The 25106-nt window shown below is 69.5% G+C and carries 22 protein-coding genes and 2 pseudogenes; 14 read left to right on the top strand and 10 right to left on the bottom strand.

What is annotated here, in order from left to right:
* Positions 1-21: 21 nt before the first annotated feature.
* The 5 genes from OG866_RS01215 to OG866_RS01195 all read right to left on the bottom strand — a co-directional run bounded on the left by OG866_RS01215 (position 22) and on the right by OG866_RS01195 (position 6895).
* Positions 22-1773, bottom strand: a complete 1752-nt coding sequence (locus tag OG866_RS01215) for an RICIN domain-containing protein (RefSeq protein WP_329331376.1) — start codon at positions 1771-1773, stop codon at positions 22-24.
* Between the two features lie 87 nt (positions 1774-1860).
* Complete coding sequence (locus OG866_RS01210; RefSeq protein ID WP_329331375.1) at positions 1861-2682, bottom strand: carbohydrate ABC transporter permease; 822 nt, start codon at positions 2680-2682, stop codon at positions 1861-1863.
* Entirely contained in the window at positions 2679-3647 is a 969-nt protein-coding gene (locus OG866_RS01205) for a carbohydrate ABC transporter permease (RefSeq protein ID WP_329331374.1), read from the bottom strand. Before OG866_RS01205 ends, OG866_RS01210 begins: the two co-directional genes overlap by 4 nt.
* 7 nt (positions 3648-3654) lie before the next feature.
* Positions 3655-4899, bottom strand: coding sequence for a sugar ABC transporter substrate-binding protein (locus OG866_RS01200; RefSeq protein WP_329331373.1), 1245 nt, complete (start codon positions 4897-4899; stop codon positions 3655-3657).
* 64 nt (positions 4900-4963) lie between these two features.
* Positions 4964-6895 (bottom strand): glycoside hydrolase family 127 protein, encoded by a 1932-nt coding sequence (locus tag OG866_RS01195; RefSeq protein WP_329331372.1) that lies wholly within the window; start codon positions 6893-6895, stop codon positions 4964-4966.
* A gap of 184 nt (positions 6896-7079) precedes the next feature.
* On the opposite strand from OG866_RS01195, the gene OG866_RS01190 reads away from it, so the two are divergent.
* The 4 genes and pseudogenes from OG866_RS01190 (at position 7080) to OG866_RS45175 (ending at position 9586) form a co-directional block, all read left to right on the top strand.
* The gene (locus tag OG866_RS01190; RefSeq protein WP_329331371.1) at positions 7080-8120 is read left to right on the top strand and encodes a LacI family DNA-binding transcriptional regulator; all 1041 of its coding nucleotides are present in this window, start codon (positions 7080-7082) and stop codon (positions 8118-8120) included.
* A 104-nt stretch (positions 8121-8224) separates the two neighbouring features.
* Positions 8225-8377, top strand: coding sequence for a hypothetical protein (locus OG866_RS01185; protein ID WP_329344594.1), 153 nt, complete (start codon positions 8225-8227; stop codon positions 8375-8377).
* Positions 8371-9124 (top strand): annotated as a pseudogene (locus tag OG866_RS45180) (AMP-binding protein); the annotation flags it as partial. The gene OG866_RS01185 and the pseudogene OG866_RS45180, both read left to right, overlap by 7 nt.
* A 48-nt stretch (positions 9125-9172) precedes the next feature.
* Positions 9173-9586: an AMP-binding enzyme gene (locus OG866_RS45175; RefSeq protein ID WP_443063632.1), complete on the top strand. Its 414-nt coding sequence runs from the start codon at positions 9173-9175 to the stop codon at positions 9584-9586.
* A gap of 141 nt (positions 9587-9727) precedes the next feature.
* Here OG866_RS45175 and OG866_RS01175 read toward each other — a convergent pair whose 3' ends face one another.
* Positions 9728-10384 carry a TetR/AcrR family transcriptional regulator gene (locus OG866_RS01175; protein WP_329331369.1) on the bottom strand — a complete coding sequence of 219 codons (657 nt, stop codon included), beginning with the start codon at positions 10382-10384 and terminating at the stop codon, positions 9728-9730.
* 585 nt (positions 10385-10969) lie between these two features.
* Here OG866_RS01175 and OG866_RS01170 point away from each other — a divergent pair.
* Positions 10970-11773: an alpha/beta fold hydrolase gene (locus OG866_RS01170; protein WP_329343864.1), complete on the top strand. Its 804-nt coding sequence runs from the start codon at positions 10970-10972 to the stop codon at positions 11771-11773.
* On the top strand, positions 11671-12321 hold the full coding sequence (locus OG866_RS01165; protein WP_329331368.1) for an LmeA family phospholipid-binding protein: 651 nt from the start codon (positions 11671-11673) through the stop codon (positions 12319-12321). The genes OG866_RS01170 and OG866_RS01165 overlap by 103 nt, the downstream gene beginning before the upstream one ends.
* A 187-nt stretch (positions 12322-12508) precedes the next feature.
* Here OG866_RS01165 and OG866_RS01160 read toward each other — a convergent pair whose 3' ends face one another.
* Positions 12509-13144 carry a TetR/AcrR family transcriptional regulator gene (locus OG866_RS01160; RefSeq protein ID WP_329331367.1) on the bottom strand — a complete coding sequence of 212 codons (636 nt, stop codon included), beginning with the start codon at positions 13142-13144 and terminating at the stop codon, positions 12509-12511.
* Positions 13145-13280: 136 nt separating this feature from the next.
* Between OG866_RS01160 and OG866_RS01155 the strand changes: the two genes are divergently transcribed.
* The 8 genes and pseudogenes from OG866_RS01155 to OG866_RS01120 all read left to right on the top strand — a co-directional run.
* Positions 13281-14426 (top strand): VOC family protein, encoded by a 1146-nt coding sequence (locus tag OG866_RS01155; protein ID WP_329331366.1) that lies wholly within the window; start codon positions 13281-13283, stop codon positions 14424-14426.
* Positions 14423-15361 (top strand): fumarylacetoacetate hydrolase family protein, encoded by a 939-nt coding sequence (locus tag OG866_RS01150; RefSeq protein ID WP_329331365.1) that lies wholly within the window; start codon positions 14423-14425, stop codon positions 15359-15361. The genes OG866_RS01155 and OG866_RS01150 overlap by 4 nt, the downstream gene beginning before the upstream one ends.
* A gap of 19 nt (positions 15362-15380) precedes the next feature.
* Positions 15381-16964, top strand: coding sequence for a bifunctional 3-(3-hydroxy-phenyl)propionate/3-hydroxycinnamic acid hydroxylase MhpA (mhpA, locus tag OG866_RS01145; RefSeq protein ID WP_329331364.1), 1584 nt, complete (start codon positions 15381-15383; stop codon positions 16962-16964).
* Entirely contained in the window at positions 16961-18955 is a 1995-nt protein-coding gene (locus tag OG866_RS01140; RefSeq protein WP_329331363.1) for an acetoacetate--CoA ligase, read from the top strand. Before mhpA ends, OG866_RS01140 begins: the two co-directional genes overlap by 4 nt.
* Entirely contained in the window at positions 18912-19865 is a 954-nt protein-coding gene (locus OG866_RS01135) for a sodium:solute symporter family transporter (protein ID WP_329331362.1), read from the top strand. The genes OG866_RS01140 and OG866_RS01135 overlap by 44 nt, the downstream gene beginning before the upstream one ends.
* Before the next feature lie 69 nt (positions 19866-19934).
* Positions 19935-20228: an ATP-binding protein gene (locus OG866_RS01130; protein WP_443063484.1), complete on the top strand. Its 294-nt coding sequence runs from the start codon at positions 19935-19937 to the stop codon at positions 20226-20228.
* A gap of 169 nt (positions 20229-20397) precedes the next feature.
* Positions 20398-21936: an MFS transporter gene (locus OG866_RS01125; protein ID WP_329331361.1), complete on the top strand. Its 1539-nt coding sequence runs from the start codon at positions 20398-20400 to the stop codon at positions 21934-21936.
* Between the two features lie 383 nt (positions 21937-22319).
* A pseudogene (locus OG866_RS01120) lies at positions 22320-22799 on the top strand (ABC transporter); the annotation flags it as partial.
* A gap of 186 nt (positions 22800-22985) precedes the next feature.
* On the opposite strand, the gene OG866_RS01115 reads toward OG866_RS01120, so the two are convergent.
* The 3 genes from OG866_RS01115 to OG866_RS01105 all read right to left on the bottom strand — a co-directional run bounded on the left by OG866_RS01115 (position 22986) and on the right by OG866_RS01105 (position 25022).
* Complete coding sequence (locus OG866_RS01115; RefSeq protein WP_329331360.1) at positions 22986-23777, bottom strand: COG4705 family protein; 792 nt, start codon at positions 23775-23777, stop codon at positions 22986-22988.
* Positions 23752-24195: a hypothetical protein gene (locus tag OG866_RS01110; protein WP_329331359.1), complete on the bottom strand. Its 444-nt coding sequence runs from the start codon at positions 24193-24195 to the stop codon at positions 23752-23754. Before OG866_RS01110 ends, OG866_RS01115 begins: the two co-directional genes overlap by 26 nt.
* A 71-nt stretch (positions 24196-24266) precedes the next feature.
* A complete protein-coding gene (locus OG866_RS01105) occupies positions 24267-25022 on the bottom strand; it encodes a hypothetical protein (RefSeq protein ID WP_329331358.1) in 756 nt (251 codons plus the stop codon).
* Positions 25023-25106: the final 84 nt, after the last annotated feature.

The following is a 25106-nucleotide window of genomic DNA, read 5'->3' as shown; positions in this document are numbered from 1 at the left end:
GATGATCTTCGAAGACGGACCCTAGCGCGCGGTGAGCTTCCAGAGGTGGTCGGCGGTGCCGTTGTCCGACCATTGCAGGACCTGCGCACCGGACGACGTGCTCATCTGGTTGACGCCGAGCAGCAGACCGCTGTTGTAGTTGGCGATCTTGTAGTAGCCGTCGCGGGCCGGGATGGCCTGCCAGAGGTGGTCGGCGGTTCCGCTGTCACCCCAGATCAGGGCCTTGCCGCCGTCCGCCGTGCTCATGTCCTGGATGCCGAGAACCAGACCGCTCTTCTGGTTGACGATCTTGTAGAGGCCCGAGCCCGCCGCGACCAGGGTCCAGTTCTGGTCGGTGCCGGAGGTGGACGTGGCTTGGACGACCGTGGTGCCCTGGGCGGTGCCTGCGTTCAGGGTGTCGAGGGCGAGCCCGCTGTTCTTGTTGGTGATCTGGTAGCGCCCCGCCAGCGAGGTGTTCGTGCCGCTCGGGGTGATCACCAGGTGGTAGCCGTCGGTGGCGTTCATCGTCGCCGGCACGGTGATCGAGCCGCCCGAGACCGTGTAATCGGCCTCCGAGATCGTGATCGGGCCGGGAGAGGCGGTCGTACGGCCCGTGTGAGGGCTGTACTCCAGCTTCACGTGCACCGTGCTGCCGAACGCCGACAGGGAGTTGAGGCCGTTGACCGTCACGGCGCAGGAGCCGGTGCAGCCGCCGGCTATGACGCTGATCTGGTTGCCGGCGCTGTTGCGGGATGCGAGACCGTCGATGCCGGTCTGTGCGGGCGGCGTGGTGACGAGCATGTTCCCGGACATGTCGCCGTACCACTTGTACGTCCAGTACGAGCCGTTGGGCGAGCCGCCGGTGTCGGTCAGGGTGTCGCCGAGGGTGCCGTAGTGGTTCCAGAAGGCGAGCTCGGCGTCCTGGATTCCCGTGCGCTCGAACTTGGCGGCGTAGCCGATGAGGGCGCCGGAGTTGCCCATCTCGTCGGGGGTGCCGTACTCCTCGATCGCGATCGGGCGCGGGCTGATGCCGAGGCTCGACTCCAGTGCGCGGTACGCCGAGACGTGGGCCGCGATGTCCTTCGAACCCTGTAGTTCGTGCCAGGCAATGATGTTGGGAACGGTGCCGCTGGCCTTGGCGTCGGTGAGGAAGGAGCTCATCCAGGACTGGTTCCACGCCGAGTAGCTCGGGCCCTGGATCGGCGTCTTCGTGTCCTTGGACCTGACTTCCTTGTACGTCCGTGCCCAACCCGCGTTGAAGGCGCCCGCGTTGGTGGTGTCCCACGTCCAGTCGGGCTCGTTCCACAGCTCGTACGCGGAGATGTTGGTCGCACCCGAGGACTGCACGGACGCGACCTGCTTGTCGACCGCCGACAGCCAGTCACCCCAACTCACCCACTTGTAGGGGAAGTTTGGGTACCAGTCGGGCATGCGGACGACCACCTTGGCGCCTGCGCGAGCCGCCTTGGCGGCGACCACGAGTGCGTCGCCGGCGGGCTTCGGCTCACCGTTGGGGAGCTGGGAGCCGCCCGGAGCCATCTGTACGAAGGTGTTCGGCTTGAGGGCGTTGGTCAGGCTGTCGGACGGCGTGCTGTTGTCCGCGAGGCCGTAGAGGCTGCCGGTCGCCACGTGGGTGACGGGGCGCAGGACCTGGTTGGCGTTCACCACCAGGGTGGTCGAGGACGTGGGGGCGGCTTCGGCCGGGACCGCGGTGGCCAGTGCGGCGGCCGTGAGGGCGGTCGCACCCAGCGCGGCGGTGAGGCGCCCGGCTCGGGGGCGTCTTGTGCGGCTCATGACAGGGGGTTCTCCTCGGAAGAGAGGGGATGGGTGGGGGTGTCCTGCCGGAGGCGGCCTGCTTGCGAAGGTCCTTTTACAGGCGCCTCAGTCCTTCACCGCGCCCGCGGTCACACCCGCGGCCACGTAGCGCTGAGCGAGGACCAGCAGGACGGCTGCGGGGATCGACGCGATGACGGCGGTGGCCATGATCGCGTTCCACTCCTGGTTGTTGTTGCCGATGTAGCGGTAGATGCCGAGGGTGATCGGCTTCCAGTCGCCGCCTCCGTCGAGGGTGTTGGCGAAGACGAAGTCGGACCAGGCCCACAGAAAGCTGAAGAGTGAGACGGTGACGACGGCGTTGCGGCTCACCGGCAGCACGACGGACCAGAAGGTGCGGAAGGTTCCCGCGCCGTCGATGCGGGCGGCGGCTGTCAACTCGCCCGGGATGCCCGACATGAACGCCGTGAAGATCATGACGCCGAACGGCACGGCGATGGTCGAGTCGGCGATGATCAGCCCCCACCAGGAGTTGAGCAGGCCGACGTCGAGGAAGATGCCGTAGAAGCCCATCGCCATGACAATGCCGGGGACCATCTGCGCGATCAGCAGGCCCAGACTGAGCACACCGCCGCCGCGCGGGCGGAGCTTGGCCAGGGAGTAGCCGGCGGGGGCGGCGAGGACGAGGGTGAGGGCGACCGTGCCGAGGCCGATCAGCAGACTTGTGCCGAGGTACGGCAACTGGTCGTCGAGGACGGCCCGGTAGCCCTCGAACGTGGGGTGCAGCGGGAACAGGTCGGGCGGGCTCTTGCGCATGTTCTGCTGCGGGGTGAGGGACACGTTCAGCATCCAGTACACCGGGAACAGCATCAGCGCGGTGAGGACAAGTCCGATGACGGTGTGCCGTCGGCCGCTCGTACGGGACTTCACGCTTCCTGCCTCCTTTGGACGCGGACGTACAGCAGGCCGAAGAGCAGGGCGATGAGGATGAGGATGTTGCCGACCGCGGCGCCCGGGCCGAACTTGGGCAGGAGGGTGCCGAAACTGAGTTGGTAGGACCAGGTCGCCAGGGTGGAGGAGGCGTCGCCGGGGCCGCCCTTGGTCATGATCCAGATCAGGTCGAACACCTTGAGGGTGTAGACGAGGCCGAGCAGGATCGTGATCGCCGACACCGGCCGCAGCAGCGGAAAGGTGATGCGGCGGAACTGCTGCCAGGCGCTCGCTCCGTCCAGGGAGGCGGCCTCGTACAGTTCGGCCGGGATGTTTTGCAGGCCGCTGTAGAGGATGACCAGGTTGAACGGGATGCCGATCCAGATGTTGGCGACGATGACCGAGGTCAGGGCCCAGTCGGGCGAAGTGAGCCAGCCGACCGGGTCGACGCCGAAGAAGTGCAGGAAGTAGTTCACCACCCCGGACTCGCTGTTGAACATCCACGACCACGTCGACGACGACACGATCAGCGGCAGCAGCCACGGGATCAGGAACAGGGCGCGCAGCACCGTCGACAGCCGGAAGTGCCGGTTGAAGAAGACCGCGAGGGCGAGCCCGATGGCGTATTGGAACACGATCGACACGGCGGTGAAGACCATCGTGTGCCGCATCGCCGGCCCGAACGTCGGGTCGTCCAGGACCTTGTGGAAGTTGTCCCAGCCGCTGAAGGGCGCGTCCCCCGACACGAACGACCGGACCGTGTAGTCGCGCAGGCTCAGGTCGAGGTTGCGGTAGAGGGGATAGAGGTAGAAGGCGGCGAGATAGACGATGAGCGGTGCTACGAAGGCGAATGCGGTCAGCCGGCTCCGACGTCGCTGTCGCTGTCGCGACGGCACGGAACCGGAACCGCTCGCCTTCGACACCGCCTGGGTTCGCCGTGGACGGTCGACGCGGGCGATGGTCATGGAGGCGTCAGCCCTTCTGCGCACTCGCCTGCGCCGTGTCCATGGCGTCCTGCGGGCTCTTGCCGCCCGAGAGAGCGGCCTGGACGGCGGTCCACATCGGCTGGGAGATGGTCGGGTACTTGGTGCCCAGGCCGTTGCTCGTACGTCCGCGGGCCGCGGCGACCGCACTCACCCAGGGCTTCAGCTTCGGGTTGGCCTTCACCTGCTCGGCCTGGACCGTGGCGGTCGGTGCGACGTAGGTCAGGGCCGTGTCCGTGGGCAGCAGGTTCGCGTCGCTGGTCAGACAGGTGACGATCTTCTTGCTGACGTCGTAGCGCGCGGTGTCCTTCTGCACGGGCACGGTGACGAACTCGCCGCCCGTCGGCACCGGTGCCGAACCGCCGTTCTGCCCGGGGATGTTGATGATGCCGTAGTCGAAGCCGGCCTTCTCGGCGTTGCCGAGCTGCCAGGTGCCGTTCTCACCGAAGGCGTAGTCCCCGGTGGCGAACTCCTGCCAGCTGGTGGTCTGCGTGTTCTGGAGCACGTCCTTGGGTGCGTACCCCGAGTCGACCCACTGCTTCCACAGGTCGAGGGCGGCCACGCCCTTCGCCGAGTTGAGCTCGGTGAGATCCCCGCCCGCGCCCCAGAACCACGGCAGGAACTGGAAGCTGCCCTCCTCGGTGTTGATCGCGGAGAAGGTGATGCCCTTCTTCCCGGCCGACTTGACCTTCTTCAGGGCCTCGGTGAGGGAGGCCCAGTCCTTGATCGATGCGGGGTCGACCTTGGCCGCGTCCAGGACCTTCTTGTTGTAGTAGAGGGCCAGGGTGTTGGCCCCGATCGGCACCCCGTAGGGCGATCCGTCGAGGGTGCCCGCGCCGATGATGTTCTTCTGGATCGACTTGGTGTCGAGGCCGAGGTCGCTCGTCTTGTTGAGGATGCCCGCCTCGACGAGGGTGGAGACGACCGGGTTGTCCACCAGCATGACGTCCGGCGCGTTGCCCTGCTGGGCGGCGAGCAGCGCCTTGTTGCCCAGGTCCGTGGTGTCCATGCCGGTGCGCTTGACCGTGACCCCGGCCTCCTTGCCGCACGCGGTGACCCGCTTGCCCCACGGCGAGGACGCGTCGAACTGCGGGTACGGGTCCCAGAAGGTGTACGTCCCCTTGGGCGCGCCGGACGAGGATGAGTCGGAGGAGCCGCCTCCGCATGCGGTGAGGGAGGCGAGGGTGCCGACGGCGGCGAGGGCGGCGACAAGTGTGCGGCGGGTGGGTATCACGGGGTGACCTCGTTGTCGTAGAGGGGTCGTACGGGTCGTACGGGTCGTACGGGGGGAGGGAGTCTCAGGAGGTGGGCAGCCAGACGCGCATGCTGCCGTCGTCGCGGTTGGCCCAGGCGTAGTAGGGGACGGCGGTCAGCTCGATGGGATCGCCGTCCGACTGCGCGCTGTCAGTGGCGTCGGTGGCGGGGACGTACGGCCACCAGCCCGCGTCGGGGATACGGCGCCTGTGGCCCGCGGCGACCACCGTGGTGACCCCGCCGAGCAGGTCCGGGCGGTGCTTGACGGCGAGTGGGCGGGTGAGGTCGAGCACGATGTCGTCCAGCCCGCCGCCGGGATGGTCGACCCCCTCCAGGCAGTGCACGAGCGGCCCGCGCTCGATCGCCACACAGCCGCGTACGGCGTCCACTCGCGGGTCGGCCGCGATCAGCCGCGGCTCCAGGCCGAGTTCGAGGACGACCTGGTCGCCGGGGGCCCAGGTGCGGGTGAGCCGCAGCCAGCCGTTCGTGGTGACGAGGGCGTCCGTGTGGTCGTAGGTCTGCTCCTCGCACCGGACGCGGAACTCACGGCACCACTGCGGGATCCGCAGGGACAGCGTCCAGGGACGGTCGTCCGGGACTTCCTCGACGGTGAGGGCGATCGTGCCGTGCCAGGGGTAGTCGGTCTCGCAGCGGACGGTGCCGCCCGCTCCGCTGTAACTGCCGGAGACGTACTGGTGGATCTGTAGGCCCTCGTCGTCACTGCTGGCCAGGTAGTGCTCCAGGCTGGCCAGCAGCCGCATGACGTTGGGCGGGCAGCAGGCGCAGCGGAACCAGTTGGTGCGGCGGGCCGACTGGTCGCCGCCGGGGTCGGTGTGGCCGTCACGGACCTGGAGAGGGTTGACGTACAGCCAGCGTTCGCCGTCCAGCGACACCCCGGCGAGGAAGCCGTTGAACAGGGTGCGTTCGATCAGGTCGGAGTAGTGGGCCTCGCCGGTGAGCAGGGCCATGCGCCAGCTCCACTGGATCGAGGCGATGGCCGCGCAGGTCTCGCAGTAGGCGCGCTCGTTGGGCAGCTCGTAGGGGTCGCCGAAGTCCTCCTCGTCGTGGTGGGCGCCGAGCCCGCCGGTGACATGGGTCTTCGTGGTGGTCATGGCGTGCCACAACCGCTCGGCGGCGGAGCGCAGTTCGGCGTCCCCGGTCTCGGTGGCGAGGTCGGCCGCGGCGGCCAGCAGGTACAGCTGCCGTACGGCGTGACCCTCGACGTTCTCCGCCTCGCGCACCGGGACGCGGTCCTGGCAGTAGGCCTCACCGCCGAGCAGGCCGTGACCGTGCCGGTCGACGAAGTACTCGGCGAGGTCGAGATAGCGGCGCTCGCCGGTCTCCCGGTACAGCTCGACCAGTGCGGTTTCGACCTCGGGGTGGCCGTCGATGCCGTCGAGGGGCTTTCCGCTGTCCGGCAGGCCGAAGACGGTGTCGAGGTGATCGGCGAACCGCCGGGCCACATCGAGGAGTTCGCCGCGTCCGGTGGCCCGGTGGTGGGCGACGGCGGCCTGGATCAGATGGCCGGCGCAGTACAGCTCGTGCCCCCAGCGCAGGTCCTCGTAGCGCTTGCCCTTTTCGCGGAGCTGGAACCAGGTGTTGAGATAGCCGTCCGGCTGCTGGGCGGCGGCGACGAGGCCGATGATGCGGTCGACGTGGGCGGTGAGGTCCTCTTCGGGGCCCTGGGCGAGTTGCCAGGAGGCGGCCTCCAGCCACTTGTAGACGTCCGTGTCCACGAAGGGGTAGGCGCCCACGAACTCGCCCTCGGCCGTGCCTGCCGCGAGCCGCAGATTGTGCAGGTTTCCGGCCGACTCCAGCAGGGCCGGGCCCTGCGGGATGGAGGTTCGGGCGTTGACCTCGCGCCGGGTGTGCCAGAAGCCCGCGGTGATGCCGGCGGTGGCGGGGCGCAGGGCGGTGCGGGCGGTGGGTCCCGGGTGGACGGGGCCCACAGGGGCGACGGGGGTGGGGCGGGGCATGGCTCTCCGAAGGTGTGGGAAGCGTGTTTGAGCAACCGTTTTCCTGCCCGAAAGTAGAGGGGAGCGGCTTGGTCCGGTCAATAGATGCGACAAGAGATTTTTCAAGTTGCTCTTGGGCTGGAACTCAAGTGCGCAGGCTGCCACGATGGTGGGCGCCGCTCTCGCCTAGAAAAAAGGTTTTCTCGTGACCCAAGCCGCAGGTGCTCCAGACTCCCTCCCCGCCGGCCGGGCCCGGCTCGCCGACGTGGCCGCAATGGCGGGCGTCAGCGTGGGCACGGCGTCGAAGGCGCTGAACGGCGGCGGGCGGATGCGCCCGGAGACCCGCCAGCGGGTCATGGACGCCGTGGCGACCCTGGGTTTCCGCCCCAACCAGCATGCCCAGAGCCTGCACACCGGCCGCAGCTGGACCGTCGGCCTGATGACGACCGACGGCATCGGCCGCTTCAGCACACCGGTGCTGCTGGGCGCCGAGGACGCGCTCGGCGCAGGCAAGATCTCCGTCCTGCTGTGCGACACCCGCGGCGACGCCATCCGCGAGCAGCACCACCTGCGCAACCTCATGGACCGCCGGGTCGACGGCATCATCGTCACCGGACGACGCACGGACCCGCGTCCACCGCTCACGGGCATCACCGGCCTGGAGTCGATACCCGTGGTCTACGCCCTCTCCCCGTCCGGTGACCCCACGGACACGTCGGTCGTCTCGGACGACCAGGGCGGCGCGGAGCTCGCGATCGAGCATCTGCTGGCCGGCGGTCGCACCCGGATCGCCCATGTCACCGGGCCGGAACACCACGCGGCGGCCCGCGACCGGGCCCGCCACGCGGTGGAACACCTGGAGGCAGCGTCTCTGCGGTTCTCGACCGGCCGGGTCCACTTCGGCGAGTGGAGCGAGGCGTGGGGCCGTCGTGCCGCCGACGCGGTACTGCGCACGGCACCCGACACGGACGCCTTTTTCTGCGGCAACGACCAGATCGCCCGAGGCGTCGCGGACGCCCTGCGTGAGCGCGGCGTGAACGTCCCCGGCGACATCGCCGTCGTCGGCTACGACAACTGGGACACCATGGCACTGGCCTCCCGTCCGCCCCTCACCACGATCGACATGAACCTCGCCGAGATCGGCCGCATCGCGGCACTGCGCCTGCTGGAGGCGATCGACGCGGAGGAGGCGGCGCCGGGGGTACACACGGTGCCGTGCCGGTTGGTGGTGAGGGAGTCCACCTGACCGGATCCACTGAGCGCCTTCAGCATGGCCACTGATCGGATGGACGGGCCGGGCGGTCGGTCACCCCTTGAGGCCGGCCTTCTGGATGGACGTCGTCGTCACAAATGGTCTTCGCCGGAGTGGGCTGCGGCGTGATGGCCGGCATCGGCGCGGCGATCAACACCGGCGAAGTCGGCCGCGGCGGTGCCACCCACATGGACAACTCCCGTGAGACCGAGCTCGTCGGCACGATCCAGGACCTGACCGGACGATGCTGACCGACCCGCACCCGCAGTTCACCGCAGGCCTGCCCATTGGCGGCACCGCGCGCGCGGCGACCGAGGAGACGGAGGTCGGCCTGTACGTCGTCGATCCCGCACGGGAGGTGCCCTGGGCCGAACAGCCGCCCACATTCGACACGGTGCTCACGGACGAGGACGACACGGCCGTCATCCTGTACACGTCCGGCACTACCGGTGTACCCAAGGGTGCGGAGTTGCGGCACCGGAACATGCGGGACAACGCCCTCATCGACGAGATGCTGTTCGACGCGTCGGCGGATCGCCCGGACACCTATCTGTGCGCGCTGCCGCTGTTCCACTCCTACGGCCAGACGGTGTTCCAGAACGCCGCCCTCGCCTTCGGCGGCACCATCGTGATGCTGCCGCGGTTCGAGCCCCGCGCGGCACTACGCCTCATGACCGAGGAGCGGGTGACGCTCTTCGGTGGCGTCCCCACGATGTACTGGGCGCTGCTCGGCGCACTGGACGAGTCGGTCGACGTCGCCGCCCTGGCCGGGCGACCTCCGGGTCGCCCTAGCCGGTGGGTCAGCCCTCCCGGGCGAGGTGCACCGGGACTTCCAGGAGCGGTTCGGTGTGACGATCCTGGAGGGCTGCGGGCTGTCGGAGACCTCTCCGGTGGCCGCGTTCTCCGTGTTCGGCGAGTTGCCGCGCGTCGGGTCGATCGGGGTGCCCATACCGGGTGTGGAGATGAAGCTGGTCAACGAGGACTGGTCCGATGTGAAGAGTCACCCGGACGCGATCGGTGAGATAGCGATCAAGGGCCACAATGTGATGAAGGGCTACTGCAAGCGGCCCGAGGCGACCGCCGAAGTCCTGCGCGACGGCTGGTTCCGCACCGGCGACCTGGCCCGGAGGGATGACGACGGTTTCTACTGCATCGTCGACCGGGCCAAGGACATGATCATCCGTGGCGGCTTCAACGTCTACCCGCGCGAGATCGAGGAGCTCTTCATGGAGCATCCGGCTGTCTCCCTGATCGCCGTGATCGGAGTTCCCCACGAGTCGCACGGTGAGGAGATCAAGGCCGTGATCGTCACCATGGCCGGCGCCACCGCCACCGAAGGCGAACTCATCGCCTGGGGGAAGGAGCGGCTCGCCGCCTACAAGTACCCGCGCATCGTCGAGTTCGCCGACGTGCTCCCGCTGACGGCGACGGGCAAGATCCTTAAGCGCGAGCTCGGATGAGATGGCGGTGCCTGGCTCTCCGACTGCGAGGGCGGGCACCGACGACAGCATCCAGTTGCCGGGGCGGTGGCGGCTGAAGGACTCACCTATGTCGGCTTCACCGCTGGCCCTGGCGGCTTCGGCCGCATGTCTCACTGACGGTCAGGCGGCCTCGCGCAGCCGACTGAGCCCGTCGAGGACGAGGTCCAGTCCGAAGCGGAACTCGTCCTCCAGCGGCACCGGCATCCAGTCGGCGACCGCCGCGGTGGCGGGATACAGGGAGGGATCCGCGGCGTGGAGGACGGCGGACGCCTGGGCGTCGCTGGAGGGCTGTTCCGCGCCGTGGTGCCCCCGGATCTGTATCGCGAAGCCGAGCACAAAGCGGGACAGGGTGGCGTAGGCCTGCGCCGCCACCTGGGGCGCGAATCCGTCGGCGAGCAGGACGGCGACGCAGCGCTCCCGAACGGCCATCGCGTTCGGGCCGACGGGGATCCCCTCGACGAGCAGGGGTGCCACGTTCTCGTGCCGGCTCACGGCGTCGAACATGGCCTGCACTACGGTGCGGCAGGCGTCCCGCCAGCCCATGGCGGCGAGCTCGTCGTCGCTGATCTCGATCGCGCCGAACATGCGGTCCACGACGTGGGCCACCAGAGCGGCCCGGCTGTCGAAGTGCCGGTAGAGCGTGGCCGTGCCGGAGCCCAGGCGCTGGGCGAGCGTGCGCATCGACAGGGCATCGGCCCCTTCCTCGTCGACGATCTGCACCGCCGCGTCGACGATCCGCTCGAGCGGAACGGGCGGACGGCCTGGAGAGCGTCGCACCGGCGCCCCATCTCCTCGCGTCTGATCTCGTGATGTTGGCACCCGAAAAGTATGCCCGCTTGACACGAGCCAGATAACGGTAACACTGTAACCGTTATGAATCCGGACTGACCTCGATCCGACTGCATGTTCGCGGCCGACCAGTTCTTGACGACGGTCGAAAGGGCCATGTCGGGCCGAGTTCGCCGCAGGTGGTGTCCGTCCGGATCCAGATCCGCAGTCATCGACCAGGCGCATGCCGACCGGGGCGGTCGCATCGCGCACCCGCGCGCCATCCCGGTGTTCCGCGCAGTTCGTCCGGAGACGACCCGCACCAAAGCCGAACGCAGGCGCCTCCTTCCACAGAGCAGCCCGACCGGGGCGTCGGGCTGCCGACCGGCTCCCTCCAGACATTCGAAGGAAAGACACCCCGATGAAGTATTTCGTGATGCCGGACGAGACTCTCCAACTCGACGCGAACGCCCGGAAATCGCTGCGCGGCGACTTCGCCGAGCTGTCTGACGGGTACACGCACTACGAGTTGCGCGGTCCCGAGACCGGCGAGCTCGCCGTCCTGGTGCCGGGACTGACCATTCCGCTGTTCTACTGGGACGGCGTGGCGCCGACGCTGCATGCGCGGGGCTTCGGACAATGTCCTTCAGCGCATACGGTCGCGGCTACTCCGACCGCGCGCAGGGCCAGTACGACGAGGCGATGTTCGTGCGCCAGCTCCGCGAGCTGCTCTCGTTCCTCGGCATCGACACGCCCGTGAACCTGGTGGGGACCTCGATGGGTGCGCTGGGCGCGATGGCCTACCTCCTGGACCGTTCCGAGACGGTCCGGACGCTCACGCTCATCGGGCCGGCGGGCCTGTCCACCGACACCGCGCTGCAGCAGCGTGCACTGAAGGCCAACCCGATCGCCTCCTTCGCCGCACGGCGCTTCGGCCGCAAGATCCTGCTCGGCCACCTCGGGCGCAATGTCTCCGATCCCGCCCTCGTCGAACCCCTGACCAGCATGATCTCGGACTGCTACCGGTTCGAGGGGTCGATGTACTGCTTCTTCTCCACGTTGCAGAACTACCCGATCTCCGGCCGCGAGGATCTCTACCGGCGGACCGGCAGCCTCGGCATTCCGATCCTGCTGGCGTGGGGAACCGAGGACCAGGTCACCCCCATCAGCGGGTTCGACCGAGCGCGCGACCTGGTCCGGCCGACGCGCACCGAAATCATCGAGGCATGCGGGCACATGGCTCCTTCGCCGCCGCCCTTGTCGCGCTGGCCCTCGTTCCCGTCGCGGTCGACCGGGTGGTGGCGGCGCGCATCGAGTCCCGCACGGCCAAGGCGTTCCAGGAGGGCATGGACACGCCCCTGCCACCGCAGGTCCATGTCCGTGGCTTCCCCGTCCTGACCCAGGCTGCCTCAGGCACCCTGCGCCACGTGGACATCACCGCGCACGACATACCGGCCCACGGGACCGACCGTCCGCTGCCGGTGACCGAACTCTCCCTCCAGCTCAAAGGGTTGACGAAGTCCGACGACGACAGCGAGGCTCGTGCGCGCAGCGCTGAGGCGTCCGCCTTCCTGTCGTACACGGACGTGTCGAGCGCTCTGGGCCTGGAGGTCTCCCAGGGCAACAGCCCGGGTGAGGTGAGCGCGGCGCTCCTCCTCCCCCTCGGGAAACAGGCCACTGTGACGACAACCGTCACGGCCGCCTCCGGCAACCGCATCGCCTTCAGGGACTTCGAGGTCACGGGCGGTGCACTGCCTGCCGCCGGGAGTGCGTTGCTCGACAAGGTCTTCAACCAGCCGATCCAGCTGCGGAACATCCCCGACGGTCTGCAGCTGCGCTCGGTCACCACCACGGCCGACGGTCTCACGGCCCGCTTCTCGGGCCGGAGGGTTACCTTCCGGCCCGACGACGCCGCAGGGTCCAACGCCGCGGCCCGGAGCGCTTGAGGCGTCAGGAGCCGGCGGGCAGGCCGCACTTGGCGCTGACCGCCGCGAGGGACGTGCTCTCGTAACCGCGATCTCCACCATGGCGTCGAGGATGCGCCGTCGCGCCCCACGGGTTCGCGCGCTTGGTGCGCGTGGTCTGCGGCTGGGGCATGGGAGGTGAGAGGTGCCTTCCTTTGGTGTCGACTCCTCAGCCCAGGTCGGGCAGCGGGCGCCGGGCGACCTCGTGGGCCTCCTTCGACGGGACGCCCAGCATGCGCAGGACCATCTCGGCGAGGTTCGAGGCTGCCTCGTCGCCGTCCAGATCGGGGCGAGCGAACCGCAGCTCCACCAGGGAGAGCAGGGTCCCGCCCAGTGCGGTGAGGGCGACGACCGGCTCGATCGTGGTGAAGCGGCCGGAGCCGATGCCCACCTGAAGATCGCGCAGCGCCCGGGAGGTCAGGCCGTTGTCCGAGTGGAGGTGGCCCAGGCCGCGGCGGCGCAGTACCTGCATGAGCTCTGGGTGGGACGTGGCCATCCGGGCGCTGAGCCGGAAGCCGGCCGCGACGAGTTCCGCGGGGTCGTCGATTCCGTGGAGCCGCTCGTCGAAGGTCTCGCCGAACTCCTCCAGAGCGTCCACCACCGCTGCCTCGAACAGCTCCGTCTTGGACTCGAAGTGGTTGTAGAAGGAGCCGAAGCCGACATCCGCGCGCTCGGCGATCGCCTGGATGCTGGCGCTGGTGTCACCGGTCTCGGCCAGTATCTGCCGGGCGGCGCGGACGAGCGCCCTGCGGGTCTCGGCGCGGCGTCGCTCGAACCGGTTGCTGGGCGGGGCTGAGGTGGGCATGGGCCGAGTCTAACCGGGTGTCCATGACCATCGCAGTTTTGATGGAAACCTCATCGTGTGTCGGCCGACCTATTGACGATGCAACTGTCAAAGATGATGATTTCCTCATTACGGCAATGTTGCTCGGAGGCACACCATGTCTGAATCACGCGTGGCCGCAGCTGCCGTCACGACGCCCCACCAGGATCTCCACAGCGAACAGGGCGCCCTGCGTGGCGAGCACTCGGGCCGGTCCCGGAATCCTGTGATCAAGGTGGCGGACCTGGCCTGGCTGGAGTTCGAGAAGCCCGACCTGGACCGGGCGGAGGTGTTCGCCCGTGACTTCGGATTCGGCGTCGTCGCCCGCACGGAGAAGGAACTGTGGCTGCGGGGCACCTTCGCGGGCTTGCCCTGCATGGTGATCCGGCGGGGGCGAACCTCTCGCTTCATCGGTCCGGCGTTCCGGGCGGCCGAGCGGGCCGACCTGGACCGGCTGGCGCGGGCGACGGGGACGGCCGTAGGGGAGTCGGACGTCCCCGGCGGCGGCAAGGCGGTCGGCCTGCTCGACCCGTCAGGCTTCCCGGTGCGGGTCGTGTACGGCGCCGAACAGTTGACCGCGCTGCCCGAGCAGCAGCCGCTGCTGCTGAACTTCGGCACCGATCACCGCCGTACGAACGCCACGCAGCGTCCGCCGCGAGAGCCGTCCCGGATCCAGCGGCTGGGTCATGTGGTGCTGGAGACCCGTGTGTTCGCCCGCGCTCTGGACTGGTACCTGGACACGCTCGGCATGATCGTGTCCGACTTCCTGTTCCTGGACGGGCAGCGCGGTCGCGGTCCGACGATGGCGTTCCTCCGCTGCGATCTCGGCAGCGTGTATGTCGACCATCACACCGTCGCCATGCACCTGGGACCGGGCAACGGCTATGTCCACTCGGCGTACCAGGTGACCGATCTCGACTCGATCGCGGCCGGCGGCGAGTATCTGAACGAGCGGGGATACCAGCGCAGTTGGGGCATCGGCAGGCACATCCACGGCAGCCAGCTCTTCGACTACTGGCGTGACCCCGACCACTTCATGCTGGAGCACTTCGCCGACGGCGACCTGTTCTCCTGTGACGTCGAACCCGGCTGGGCGCCCATGTCGGCGAGCGGCCTGGCCCAGTGGGGGCCGCCCGCCACCCGTGACTTCCTCGGCGCGAGCCCGTCCCCCGCCAAGATCCGCGAGGTGCTGCGCGCGCTGCGCGGCGACAACGAACTCGACCCCGCACGTCTGCTGGGCCTGATGAAAGCGATGAACTCATGAGCACCAACGTCCTACGCACTACTGACGGCTGGTGGGTGGTGCGCGGCGAGCGCGCCGTCGCCGTCGACACCAAGGCGATCACCACCGCCGAGTTGCTCGCTGACCGGGCCGCGGTCTCGGAGGCCGCCTCCTCGAGCGAGGCGGGCATCCCCGTGGCCGACCTGGTCGCCCTCTCCCCGGTGACCACCCCCTGCCGGGTGGTCGCCCAGATGGTCAACTACCGTAGCCACGCCCGTGATTCGGGCTTCAAGGGTGATATCCCGCCCGCCTTCTTCCGTAAGGCGTCCGGCTCGATCAGCGGCCCCGGCGAGGCCATCGTCCGACCCGCGCACGTGAAGTTCCTCGACTACGAGATCGAACTCGGCCTGGTCATGGGCGCGGCCCTCCGCGTCGGCACCGTCGTGGAGGAGCGGGACCTGCCGTCGTACGTCGCCGGGCTCGTGATCACCAATGACGTCAGCGCCCGTGAGGTACAGCTGACCAAGACGCAGTTCTACGAGAGCAAGTCGTATCCGACCTTCACGCCCACCGGCCCGTACCTGGCCCTGCTGGAGCCGGAGGACTTCGCCCATCTTCTCAACCTGCGGCTGAAGCTGAGCGTCAACGGCGAGCTGCGGCAGGACCGCACCCTCGCCGACATGATCGTCCGCCCGGCGCAGGCGCTCACCCTGCTCGCGCGGTTCCAGACCCTGGACGCCGGCGACCTGCTACTGACCGGAACCCCCGGTGGCACGGCCCTGAAGGCCCCGCCGAAGGCCGTCGAGAAGATCGGCGCGCTGCTGCCGCCCGCGGTGAAGTGGAAGGCGTTCTTCAAGAGCCAGGCCAAGAACCCGCACTACCTGCGTCAGGGCGACGTCGTCACCGCGACCATAGCCACCCCGGACGACCGGATCGACCTGGGCGAGCAGCGCACGCCTGTGGCCGACGCGAACTGAGACCCGAAGTGAGCCGCATATGACCGTCGAGCCCAACTCGGCAGATGTACCCGTGGTGATCGTCGGTGCCGGGCCCGTGGGAGTGACCGCCGCCCTCCTGCTGGCCCGCCATGGCGTGCGGAGCGTCGTCCTCGAACGCCACCACGACGTCTACCCCCTGCCCCGCGCCGTCGCCACCGACGACGAGGTCCGCAGGATCCTCCAAGCCGCCAAAATCGCCGACGAGTTCGCCGCCGTCGCCCGTCCCGCGCGCGGACTCAGGCTGCTGGACGCCCGGCACCGCGTGATGGCCGAGTTCCGGCGGTCGGAGCAGGGTCACCACGGCTTCCCGCAGACCAGCATGTTCGACCAGCCGGAACTGGAGCGGCTGCTGCGCGAGGCACTCGCCCGCCACCCGGAGTGCGAGCTGCGGGGCGGGGCGGAGGTGACCGCGGTCGAACAGCGAGCCGACGGCCCGGTCCGCGTCGCCTACCGGGACGTTGACGGCGAGCATGTGCTGCTCGCGGAGGCCGTCCTCGGCTGCGACGGCGCGGGCAGCCTCACCCGCGACGCGATCGGCGCGCGCTGGGAGGACCTGCGCTTTGAGGAGCACTGGACGGTCATCGACGCGACGACGAAAGCGGCCGTTCGCTGCTGGGAAGGCGTCGACCAGGTCTGCGACCCGCGCCACCCGGCGACCTTCATGCGTATCGGCGAGGACCGCTACCGGTGGGAGTTCCGGCTGGGTGAGGGGGAGACCCCCGACGACGAACGGCTGCGCGAGCTGGTCGCCCCCTGGGTGGACATCTCCCACGTCGACGACTTCCATGTCATACGGCAGGCCCAGTACACCTTCCGGGCCCGCATCGCCGACCGCTGGCGCCAGGGCCGGGTCTTCCTCCTCGGCGACGCCGCCCATCTCACCCCGCCGTTCGTCGGGCAGGGCCTGTGCTCGGGACTGCGGGACGCCTACAACCTGGCCTGGAAGCTCGCCAGGGTCCTGAAGCAGGGCGGCGACGAGCGTCTGCTGGACACCTACGAGAGCGAACGCAGGCCGCACGCCCGGCACGTGATCCGTCTCGCGGTCATCACCGGCTGGGCCATGACCGGCGGCCAGGACCGCGCGGCAGCCCTGCGCCGCGCCGGCCTCGCCGCGGCCTGCCGCATACCCGGGGTGACAGGTCTGGCGAGCCGGGGCCTCACCCGCCCGCTTCCCGTCGGCCCACTGGTACGACGCAGCCGGCTGGGCGGCACCTTCTGCCCGCAGCCCCAGGTGACGACCGAGGGCGCACCACCGGCCCGTTTCGACGACCTGCTCGGAGATTCCTTGGCCGTGCTGACGGCGGTGCCGCTGGCGCCTTCCCTGCTGGCGCTCACCGACGGACTCGGCGCCCGCGTCATCGACGTACACGAGTCCGGTGACGACGGCACCCTCGCCGCCTGGCTGCGCGCGGGCCGTGCCGACGCCGTCCTGCTGCGCCCCGACCGCGTCGTCCTGGACGTCGTCCCGGCCGGTGGCGCCGACTTCACCGACACCGCCGCCTGGGCCCCTCTGTTGTGCACCACCTGCGGCCCCGTCGAACACCCCGTATCCGCCCCCCTGTCGAGGAGCACCGCTCGATGACCACGCCGTACGCCACCCCCTTCTGGATGCCGGACCCGCAATCCGCCGCGCACAGCAGGATCGTCAAGTTCGGCCGCTGGGCCGCCCAGCACTGGGGCGTCGAGGCGGACCTCACCGACTACGCCGCTCTGCACCGCTGGTCGGTCACCGACCTGGAAGGCTTCTGGGGCGCGGTGTGGGAGCACTTCGCGATCGATGCGGACACCCCCTACGAACGGGTCCTGGCCGAGGAGACCATGCCGGGTGCCCGCTGGTTCCCGGGCGCGACCCTCAACTACGCCCACCACGCGCTGCGCAACCTCGCGGACGACGACGTGGCGATCATCGCCCTCGACGAGACCGGATCCGGGTACGAGGTGACCGGCGGGCGGCTGCGCGCCCAGGTGGCCTCCGTCGCCGCGACCCTGCGCGATCTGGGGGTGGGGGAGGGCGACCGGGTGGTGGGCTATCTGCCCAACACCCCGCACGCCATCGTCTCCTTCCTCGCCGCCGCGAGCATGGGCGCCGTGTGGTCGGTGTGCGGGCAGGACTACGCGCCCAAGGCTGCCGCCGACCGGTTCGCGCAGCTCGAACCCACCGTGCTGATCGCCGCCGACGGCTACCTCTTCAACGCCACCACGCATGACCGTCGCGAGGCCGTACTCGAACTGGCCCGCGCGCTGCCCACGCTGAAGGCCACGCTGCTGGTGGACCACGTGGGCCTGCCCCGGCTTTCGGACAACTACCCCTCCCTGGTGGTCCCGTGGGAGGACGCGGCCACCCGCGCCGAGGAACTCGCCTGCACGGCGGTACCGTTCGACCACCCCCTGTGGGTCGTTTTCTCCTCCGGCACCACCGGCCTGCCCAAAGGCATCGTCCACGGCCACGGCGGCGTGCTCCTGGAACACCTGAAGACCCTCGGCCTGCAGTCCGACCTCGGCCCCGGCGACCGACTCCTGTGGTACACCACCACCCACTGGATGATGTGGAACCTGGTCGCCTCGACGCTGCTGACCGGGGCCACGACGTGCACGTACGACGGCAGCCCGGCGCCGTTCGCCAAGCTCGACGTCCTGTGGGAGCTGGCCGCGCGCCACCGCGTCACCGTCTTCGGCACCAGTCCTCAATACCTGCTGGGCATGGCCAAGTTCGGCATCGACCCGTCCGGGCACGACCTGTCGTGTGTCCGTGTGGTCGGCTGCACCGGCTCCGCGCTGCCGGCCTCCGCCTATCCCTGGGTCCGCGCGAACGTCGGCGACCATGTCCTGCTCGCGTCCATCAGCGGCGGCACCGACATCGTCTCCGGCTTTGCCGGGAGCGCGCCCAACACCCCTGTCTGGGCGGGGGAGTTGTCCGCACCGCACCTGGGCGTGGCCCTGGCCGCGTACGACGCCGACGCCTCGGCGGTGGTGGACCAGGTCGGCGAGCTCGTCGTCACCCGCCCGATGCCGTCGATGCCGCTGTTCTTCTGGAACGACCCCGACGGCAGCCGCTACCGCGACGCCTACTTCTCCTCCTACCCCGGCGTCTGGCGGCACGGCGACTGGATCACCGTCACGGGTCACGGCTCGGTAATCGTCCACGGCCGCTCCGACAGCACGCTGAACCGCAACGGTGTGCGTCTGGGCAGTGCCGACATCCACGACGCCGTCGAACGCCTTCCCGAGATCACCGAGGCCCTGGTCATCGGCGCGGAGGAGCCGGACGGCGGCTACTGGATGCCGCTGTTCGTGGGGCTCGCGGCCGGTGCCGACCTGGACGACGCCCTGCGCGACCGCATCCGGGAGGCCATCCGCACCAGTGCCTCGCCCCGTCACGTCCCCGACGAGATCCTCGAAGTGCCGGCCATTCCGCACACCCGCACCGGCAAGAAGCTCGAAGTCCCCGTCAAGCGCCTCCTCCAGGGCGCCTCCGCCGACCAGGTCGTCAACCCGGCCTCGGTGGACGACCCGGACCTGATCGACCACTATGCCCGCCTCGGCGCCGAACGCCGGGCTCAGAGGCACGGCTGAGCGGGTCGGGAGGAGGCTGCTGCGGTTCGGCAGCCCCCTGAAGGGGCGCGGAGCTGTATCGATGTGCGGCGCGGGGTCTGCCGTGTTCCCGCACATCCTCCTGCGGGTGAGCGCTTCCCGCAGCGGGCCGGCGGCCAGACGAGCCTCCGGTGCCGCCGTCGTCATGATCACGCTGTTCCACGGTGCCATGGTTCTCACGGGACTGGGCGCCGCGGCGACGCTGGGCGCCGGCGTCATCGCCTCGGACGACGCGCAGGGGAACTCGGCGCTGTTCCTCCTCGCCCGCACCCTCGCGGGAGGCGGCACCGGACTGCTGTTCACCATGGTCGCCTGCGCCGCCTTCATCACCGTCCTCAGCACGGTGGCCGGACTCACCCTCGCCTCCTCGGCGGCACTGGCGCACGACCTCTACGCCAAGGTGGGCCGTCGCGGGGCCGGCCGCGAAACGCGCGAAGTGAACGTGGCGCGTGCAGCCGTGCTGGTCTTCGGCGTGGCCTGTGTGTGCCTGGCGGTGATGCTGCATGACTGGAGCATCGTGGCCCTGAGCTCGTTCGCCGCCGCCCTGACCGCTTCGGCGGTGTTGCCCGCACTCGTGTACAGCCTGTTCTGGAAGGGCTTCACGAGGACCGGAATGCTCTGGACGCTCTACGGCTCGCTCGTGTGGTGCTCCGTCCTGGAAGCCCTGGGTCCCGCTGTCTCCGGCGGCCCCCTCGCCCTCTTCCCCGCACGGGACTTCCACTGGTTCCCGTTGCAGAACATCGCTCTGGCATCCGTCCCGGTCGGGTTCCTCCTCGGCTGGGCGGGCAGCCTGCTGGGCCGGCGCTCCCACGTCGGCCAGGACCGCTATGCCGAGACACAGACCACGCTGCTCCTCGGCCGAGAGCCACTCGACTCGGTGAAAGGGGTCTGAGGCCCGAGGCGGACACGCAGGGAGCGTACGGATGACGTCGGAGAACGTCTCCGAGCGTGTGGTCGCCGGGTGGTTCGGACGGCTCGGGCCGAGGTCTGCGAGCAACTGAGCACCTGGGGCTCGGAGGAACTCGGCTTCTCCGCGGAACTGGTCGTCAGTGAACTGGTCACCAAAGCCATCCGCTACGGCTGCCCGCTCATCCGGCTCCGCCTCATCCACGATCGCATCCTGCTCCTCGTCGAGGTCTGTGACGACAGCAACACCACTCCGCGCTTGCGCCGCGCCCGTGTCTTTGACGAGGACGGGCGCGGTCTGTTGCTCGTCGCCCGACTCGCCGAGCACTGGGGCACGCGCCACGCCTGACACAGCAAGACGGCGTGGGCCGAGCTGACCGACTCCGCGGGATTCACGAGCCCCGCCTTCGTGTAGGGGCGACGGCTGCGCCGACGCTTGACCTCAGATGCGTCAAACTTGATACTTTCCTCAGAGTGCCCGCGTGGGCACGCCATCCGACCCAGCACACTGAGGCCCCATGACCACCACCCCCCACACGGAGACGACACCGTCCGTCGCCACCGGTCGCGCCGGAACCCGCGGCGTGCTGTTCGCGATGTGCCTGGCACTCGTTTTGGTCGTTGCGTCCGTCTCCGCACTGAATCTCGCCCTGCCCGACCTGGCCATCGACCTGTCGGCTTCCAACAGCGCACTGACCTGGATCGCCGACGCCTACACCGTGGTGCTGGCGGCCCTCGTGCTCCCGCTCGGTGCGATCGGCGACCGCGTCGGGCGCCGTAACGTCCTCGTCGTGGGCACCGTGGTCTTCGGTGCCGCGTCCCTGGCCGCCTCCTTCGCCGACTCGACCAGCACGCTGATCGCCTGGCGGGCGGTCATGGGGCTCGGCGCCGCCATGATCATGCCGGGCACACTGTCGACGATCACCGCGGCCTTCCCGCCGGACCAGCGGGCCAAGGGGGTGGCCACGTGGTCGGGGTTCGCGGCCGCAGGCGCCATCATCGGCATGCTGGCCGCGGGCGTATTGCTGGAGTGGTTCAGCTGGCGCTCGCTCTTCGTCAGCAGCGCCGCCGTCGCTCTGGTGGCCGCGCTCGCCGCGGTACTGCTGGCGCCCAACACCAAGGACGCACACCCGCACCGGCCCGATGTGGCCGGAGCCATCAGTACTGCCCTGGGCATCGGCACCCTCGTGTTCGGGATCATCGAGGGCAACGAGAAGGGATGGACGGAGCCTGTGGTGATCGGCTCCTTCGTCGTCACCGTGCTGTCCTTCGCTGTCTACGCCTACCTCGGCCGGCGTACCGAACACCCGCTGCTCGATCCCGCCCTGTTCGGCATCCGCGGCTTCCGGGCGGGTGCCATCACGGTTCTGGTGCAGTTCATGGCCGTCTTCGGGTTCTTCTTCGTCGGTCTGCAGTATCTGCAACTCATCCTGGGCTACAGCCCGTTGAAGGCCGCCGTCGCCCTGCTTCCGGTGGCCGTGGTGGTCATGCCCGTCTCCGCGATCACCCCCAACCTGGTGCGCCGGGTCGGCATGAAGGTGACGATGGGCGTCGGCCTGCTGCTGCTCGGTGCCGGACTGTTCGTCATCTCCCTGCTCGACGTCGACTCCGGCTACTTGCCCTTCCTTGGCGGTCTCGTCCTGGCGGGCTTCGGCATCGGTCTCAGCGGCGCGGTCGGCACCTCTGCCATCACCGGCTCGCTCGGGCAGGGCCAGCAGGGCGTCGCCTCCGCCATGAACGACACCACCCGGGAGGTCGGCTCCGCGGTCGGCATCGCCCTCATGGGCTCGATCTACGGCAGTCACTACCGCTCCTCCCTCCCCGATTCTGTCGCCCAACTCCCCTCCGACGCCGCCGAGTCCGTACGCGACTCCGCAGCCTCCGGCCTCTACGTCGCCGACCATCTCGGCGCACAGGGCGCGGCCCTCGCCGACGGCGTCAAATCGGCGTTCATGGACGGCCTGTCCGCCTCCCTGATCGCCGTCTGCGCCGTCGTCCTCGCTGCGGCGATCGGTGCCCTGCTGCGCGCACCGAAGACACCGCCCACGGTGGACTGACCTGGAACCGATCCCCCGATGCCCTCGACCGCTGCCCGCTGGCGCGAGCATGCTTTCGGCGGGTTGAAGGCGCTGGCCTCGCGACGCTTGCCGCGGACCGACCTGTCGGTCCGTGGCCGGTGCTGCTTGCTGGGGCCGTCGGCGGGGCGGGGGTTCGAGGAGGCTGCGGCGGCGACGGGCCGTGAACCGTTCGCTCGGGCCCAGATGCTGCACCTGCTGTGGTTGAGACGGCTGGAGCGGACCTGGCCGGCCCGCTGGGAGACGGCTCGACCGTCGTGCCGTCCGGGGAAGCGGGGGAGTGACCGCGGCGGCGGTGCTGGACCTTTCGCCGGATGCCCCCGGTCCAGGTGGGGAAGCACAGGTGCAACCCGCCGTAGGTCGGCGGCAACTCACTGTTCGTCGTGGAGCACGACATGGACGTCGTACGGCGGGCGGACTGGGTGGTCGACATCGGGCCCGACGCGGGCGAGGGCGGCGGACGCGTGCTGTACAGCGGCCCCGTCGCCGGTCTTGAGCAGGTCGGGGAGTCGGCCACGAGCCAGTACCTGTTGGGGCGCGCCCAACCTGTCGATCACCGCCCGCGCACACCGCACGGCTGGCTGCACCTGCGCGGCGTCTCCCGCCACAATCTGCGTGACCTGTCCGTGGACGTACCGCTCTGCGTACTGACGGCGGTGACGGGCGTGTTCGGTTCCGGAAAGTCGACGCTGGTGACGCAGGTGCTCGCCGAGTTCGTCCGAGGCCACCTCGGACTCGTACCCGAGGAGCCCGACGGGGCGCAGCTGGAAGTCGACGTCCAGGACGTGTCGGGGGTCGAGCCGTTCGACCGGCTGGTCCTGGTCGACCAAACGCTGGCTGGACGCGAGGAATCGCAAGTGCCGCCTGGTGATCTTCAGCACGGGATGTCAGCCGGCCGCAGCACCGACATCGAGGAGTCGGCCTTCTGTCCGGGGCGGCGTGTGGGCGCGGCGGTCCCTGCGAGGGGACTGTGGCCGACGTGGGTGCTGGGATAACGGTCCGTACAGGAAACGGCCCAGCGCGTCCTTGTCTCATGCCGCAGCGTGCGCGCCCCTCTCGCGTTGTGACACGGCCAGGTAGCAGACGAATCCGATGATCGCCGCCGTCCAGGCGAGGGTGACTGGTGCCAGGCCGAGGGCGAGGCCGCCGCGGGTGTGGGGGAGGGCCATCCAGTCGGCGAGGGAGGCTCCGAGGGGGCGGGTGATGACGTAAGCGGTCCAGAAGGCGGTGACCGCGCCGAGGGCCCCGAAGCGGTGGGCCAGGGCTGGTACGCAGATGGCGGCTGCGAAGAGGGCGACCGAGCCCAGGTAGCCGAAGCCGACGGTGGCTGTGAGGTCGCCCGTGGCGGTGCCGAGGGCGAAGGTGGCGAGGACGGCCGCCCAGTAGAACGCCTCGCGGCGCCGGGTCCGGATCGTATGGATGGAGAGGGTCTGCTCGCTCACGTACCAGAGGGCGAAGACCGCGGCCAGTACGACGAGGAACGCCGGGGTCGAGACGGCGTACGGCACGCCGAGGCCGACGTGCAGGACATCGGCGGCCATCGTGCCGAAAACGCTGACCATGACGACGGCGGTCCAGTAGGCCCACGCGACATACCGGCGGAGCGAGAACTGCACGGCTAGGGACGCCACCAGGGCGAGGCCGCCGAGCGCCACCGCAGGGATGGGGCCGAGCGTGCGGGCCAGGAGGTCCGACGCAGTCTCGCCCATGCCGGTGGTCAGCACCTTGATGATCCAGAAATAGACGGTCACCTCCGGCACCTTGTTCGCCAGTTGGCGTACGGGGAGGAGGGGGCGTTCATCGAGGACAGGCTCTGCGGTCATGATCCGCACGATCGCACTTCGAGCATGAACGCAACCTGAACGGTGCGCGGGGCAGCGGCGGCATGCAGTTCACAGTGTTGAGCTTGTCCGTGAACACGGTGGTGCTGCCCTGGCCGGTGCGGGCCCAGCCCTCGGGCACCTTGACCGTGAAGCCGGTGAAGGAACCGCCGGTCGGCCGGTAGGCGACGAACGCCTGGTTATCGGGGATGTCGCCGGGAGGGTTCGACTCGGTGGGCGCCGCGCTGTTCTGCCCGCTGCCGCTGCTGCCGCCCCCTCCGGAGGAGGATCCGGCCGCGGGAGCGGCCGGGGACGTCGTCGAGCCGGAGCCTGACCCCGAACCCGTCCCGGAACAGCCCGCAGCCACCGTTGCCACGAAGGCCAGTCCGACGACCGCGTACGTCCGTGTGCGTGCTGCCATGGCCATTGCTCCCGCCAGAACCAGCCGTAGACCGTGACGACCCACCCGTGCCTGGCCTGGTCCAGCGCCTCCTAACCCCTGACCGCCGTCAACACGTTCTCCTCGAAGGGGCTGCCCTTGACCGTGACCTCCTTCACCGTGCCGATGCCCTTCACGTAGTACTTGTTGTCCACGACCCCGGGTTCCAGGGGCGTCCACTCCTTCGTGTGCAGGGCCCCGGTGAAGGTGTTGTACGGGACGGACACGCGGGAGGTCAGGTCCAGGACCTGGAAGCGGTCCTCGGCCTGGCCGGGGTAGTACTCCTGCTGTCCGGCGGCGCCGGGCACGGGATGCGCGGGCAGGAAGATGCCTGGACGGGCGCCGTCACGGCCGGCGCGCCAGGTGCCCTCGGTGGAGAGCATGTTGCCGTGGGCGTCGAGTTCGGCGGTGTCCTCGCCGAAGTACCAGACGTTTCCGGCGGCGTCCTGGGCGTAGTAGTCACGGGTGGTCTCGTGGAGGGTGCGTCCGGTGTAGAGGCGGTCCGAGACGACACGGCAGGGGATGCCGGTGATTTTCTCGGTCTCGCGGGTGGCGGTGAGGTACTCCGTGGTCTTCACACCGTCCTTGATGCCGCTGTAGACCAGTGTCCGGCCGGGCGGCAGCGGGAACCACGGGTTGTCGACGGCCGCCGAGAAGCTGCGGGGAGCGGGGCTGGTCGTCGTCCGTGCCGCGGACTGGTGGCTCGAGCTTCCTGAACCCGAGGAACAGGCCGTCAGCACGACCGTGGCCGTGCAGCCGGCGGCGACGGTGAGGACCAGTGCGCTGCGTTTCATGCCTTTGCTGATCATCGGGACTCCCTCGTCGAACTGTGGCTTCGAGCCTGCTCGCGAGTGGCTAAGGGGACCCTGAAACGGTCCCCTCGAGCCCCTGAG

It is taken from the genome of Streptomyces sp. NBC_00663 (assembly GCF_036226885.1).
Taxonomy (GTDB): Bacteria; Actinomycetota; Actinomycetes; order Streptomycetales; family Streptomycetaceae; genus Streptomyces.
The sequence above is the reverse complement of the archived record's forward strand: the minus strand, read 5'-3'. Positions and strand labels throughout refer to the sequence as shown.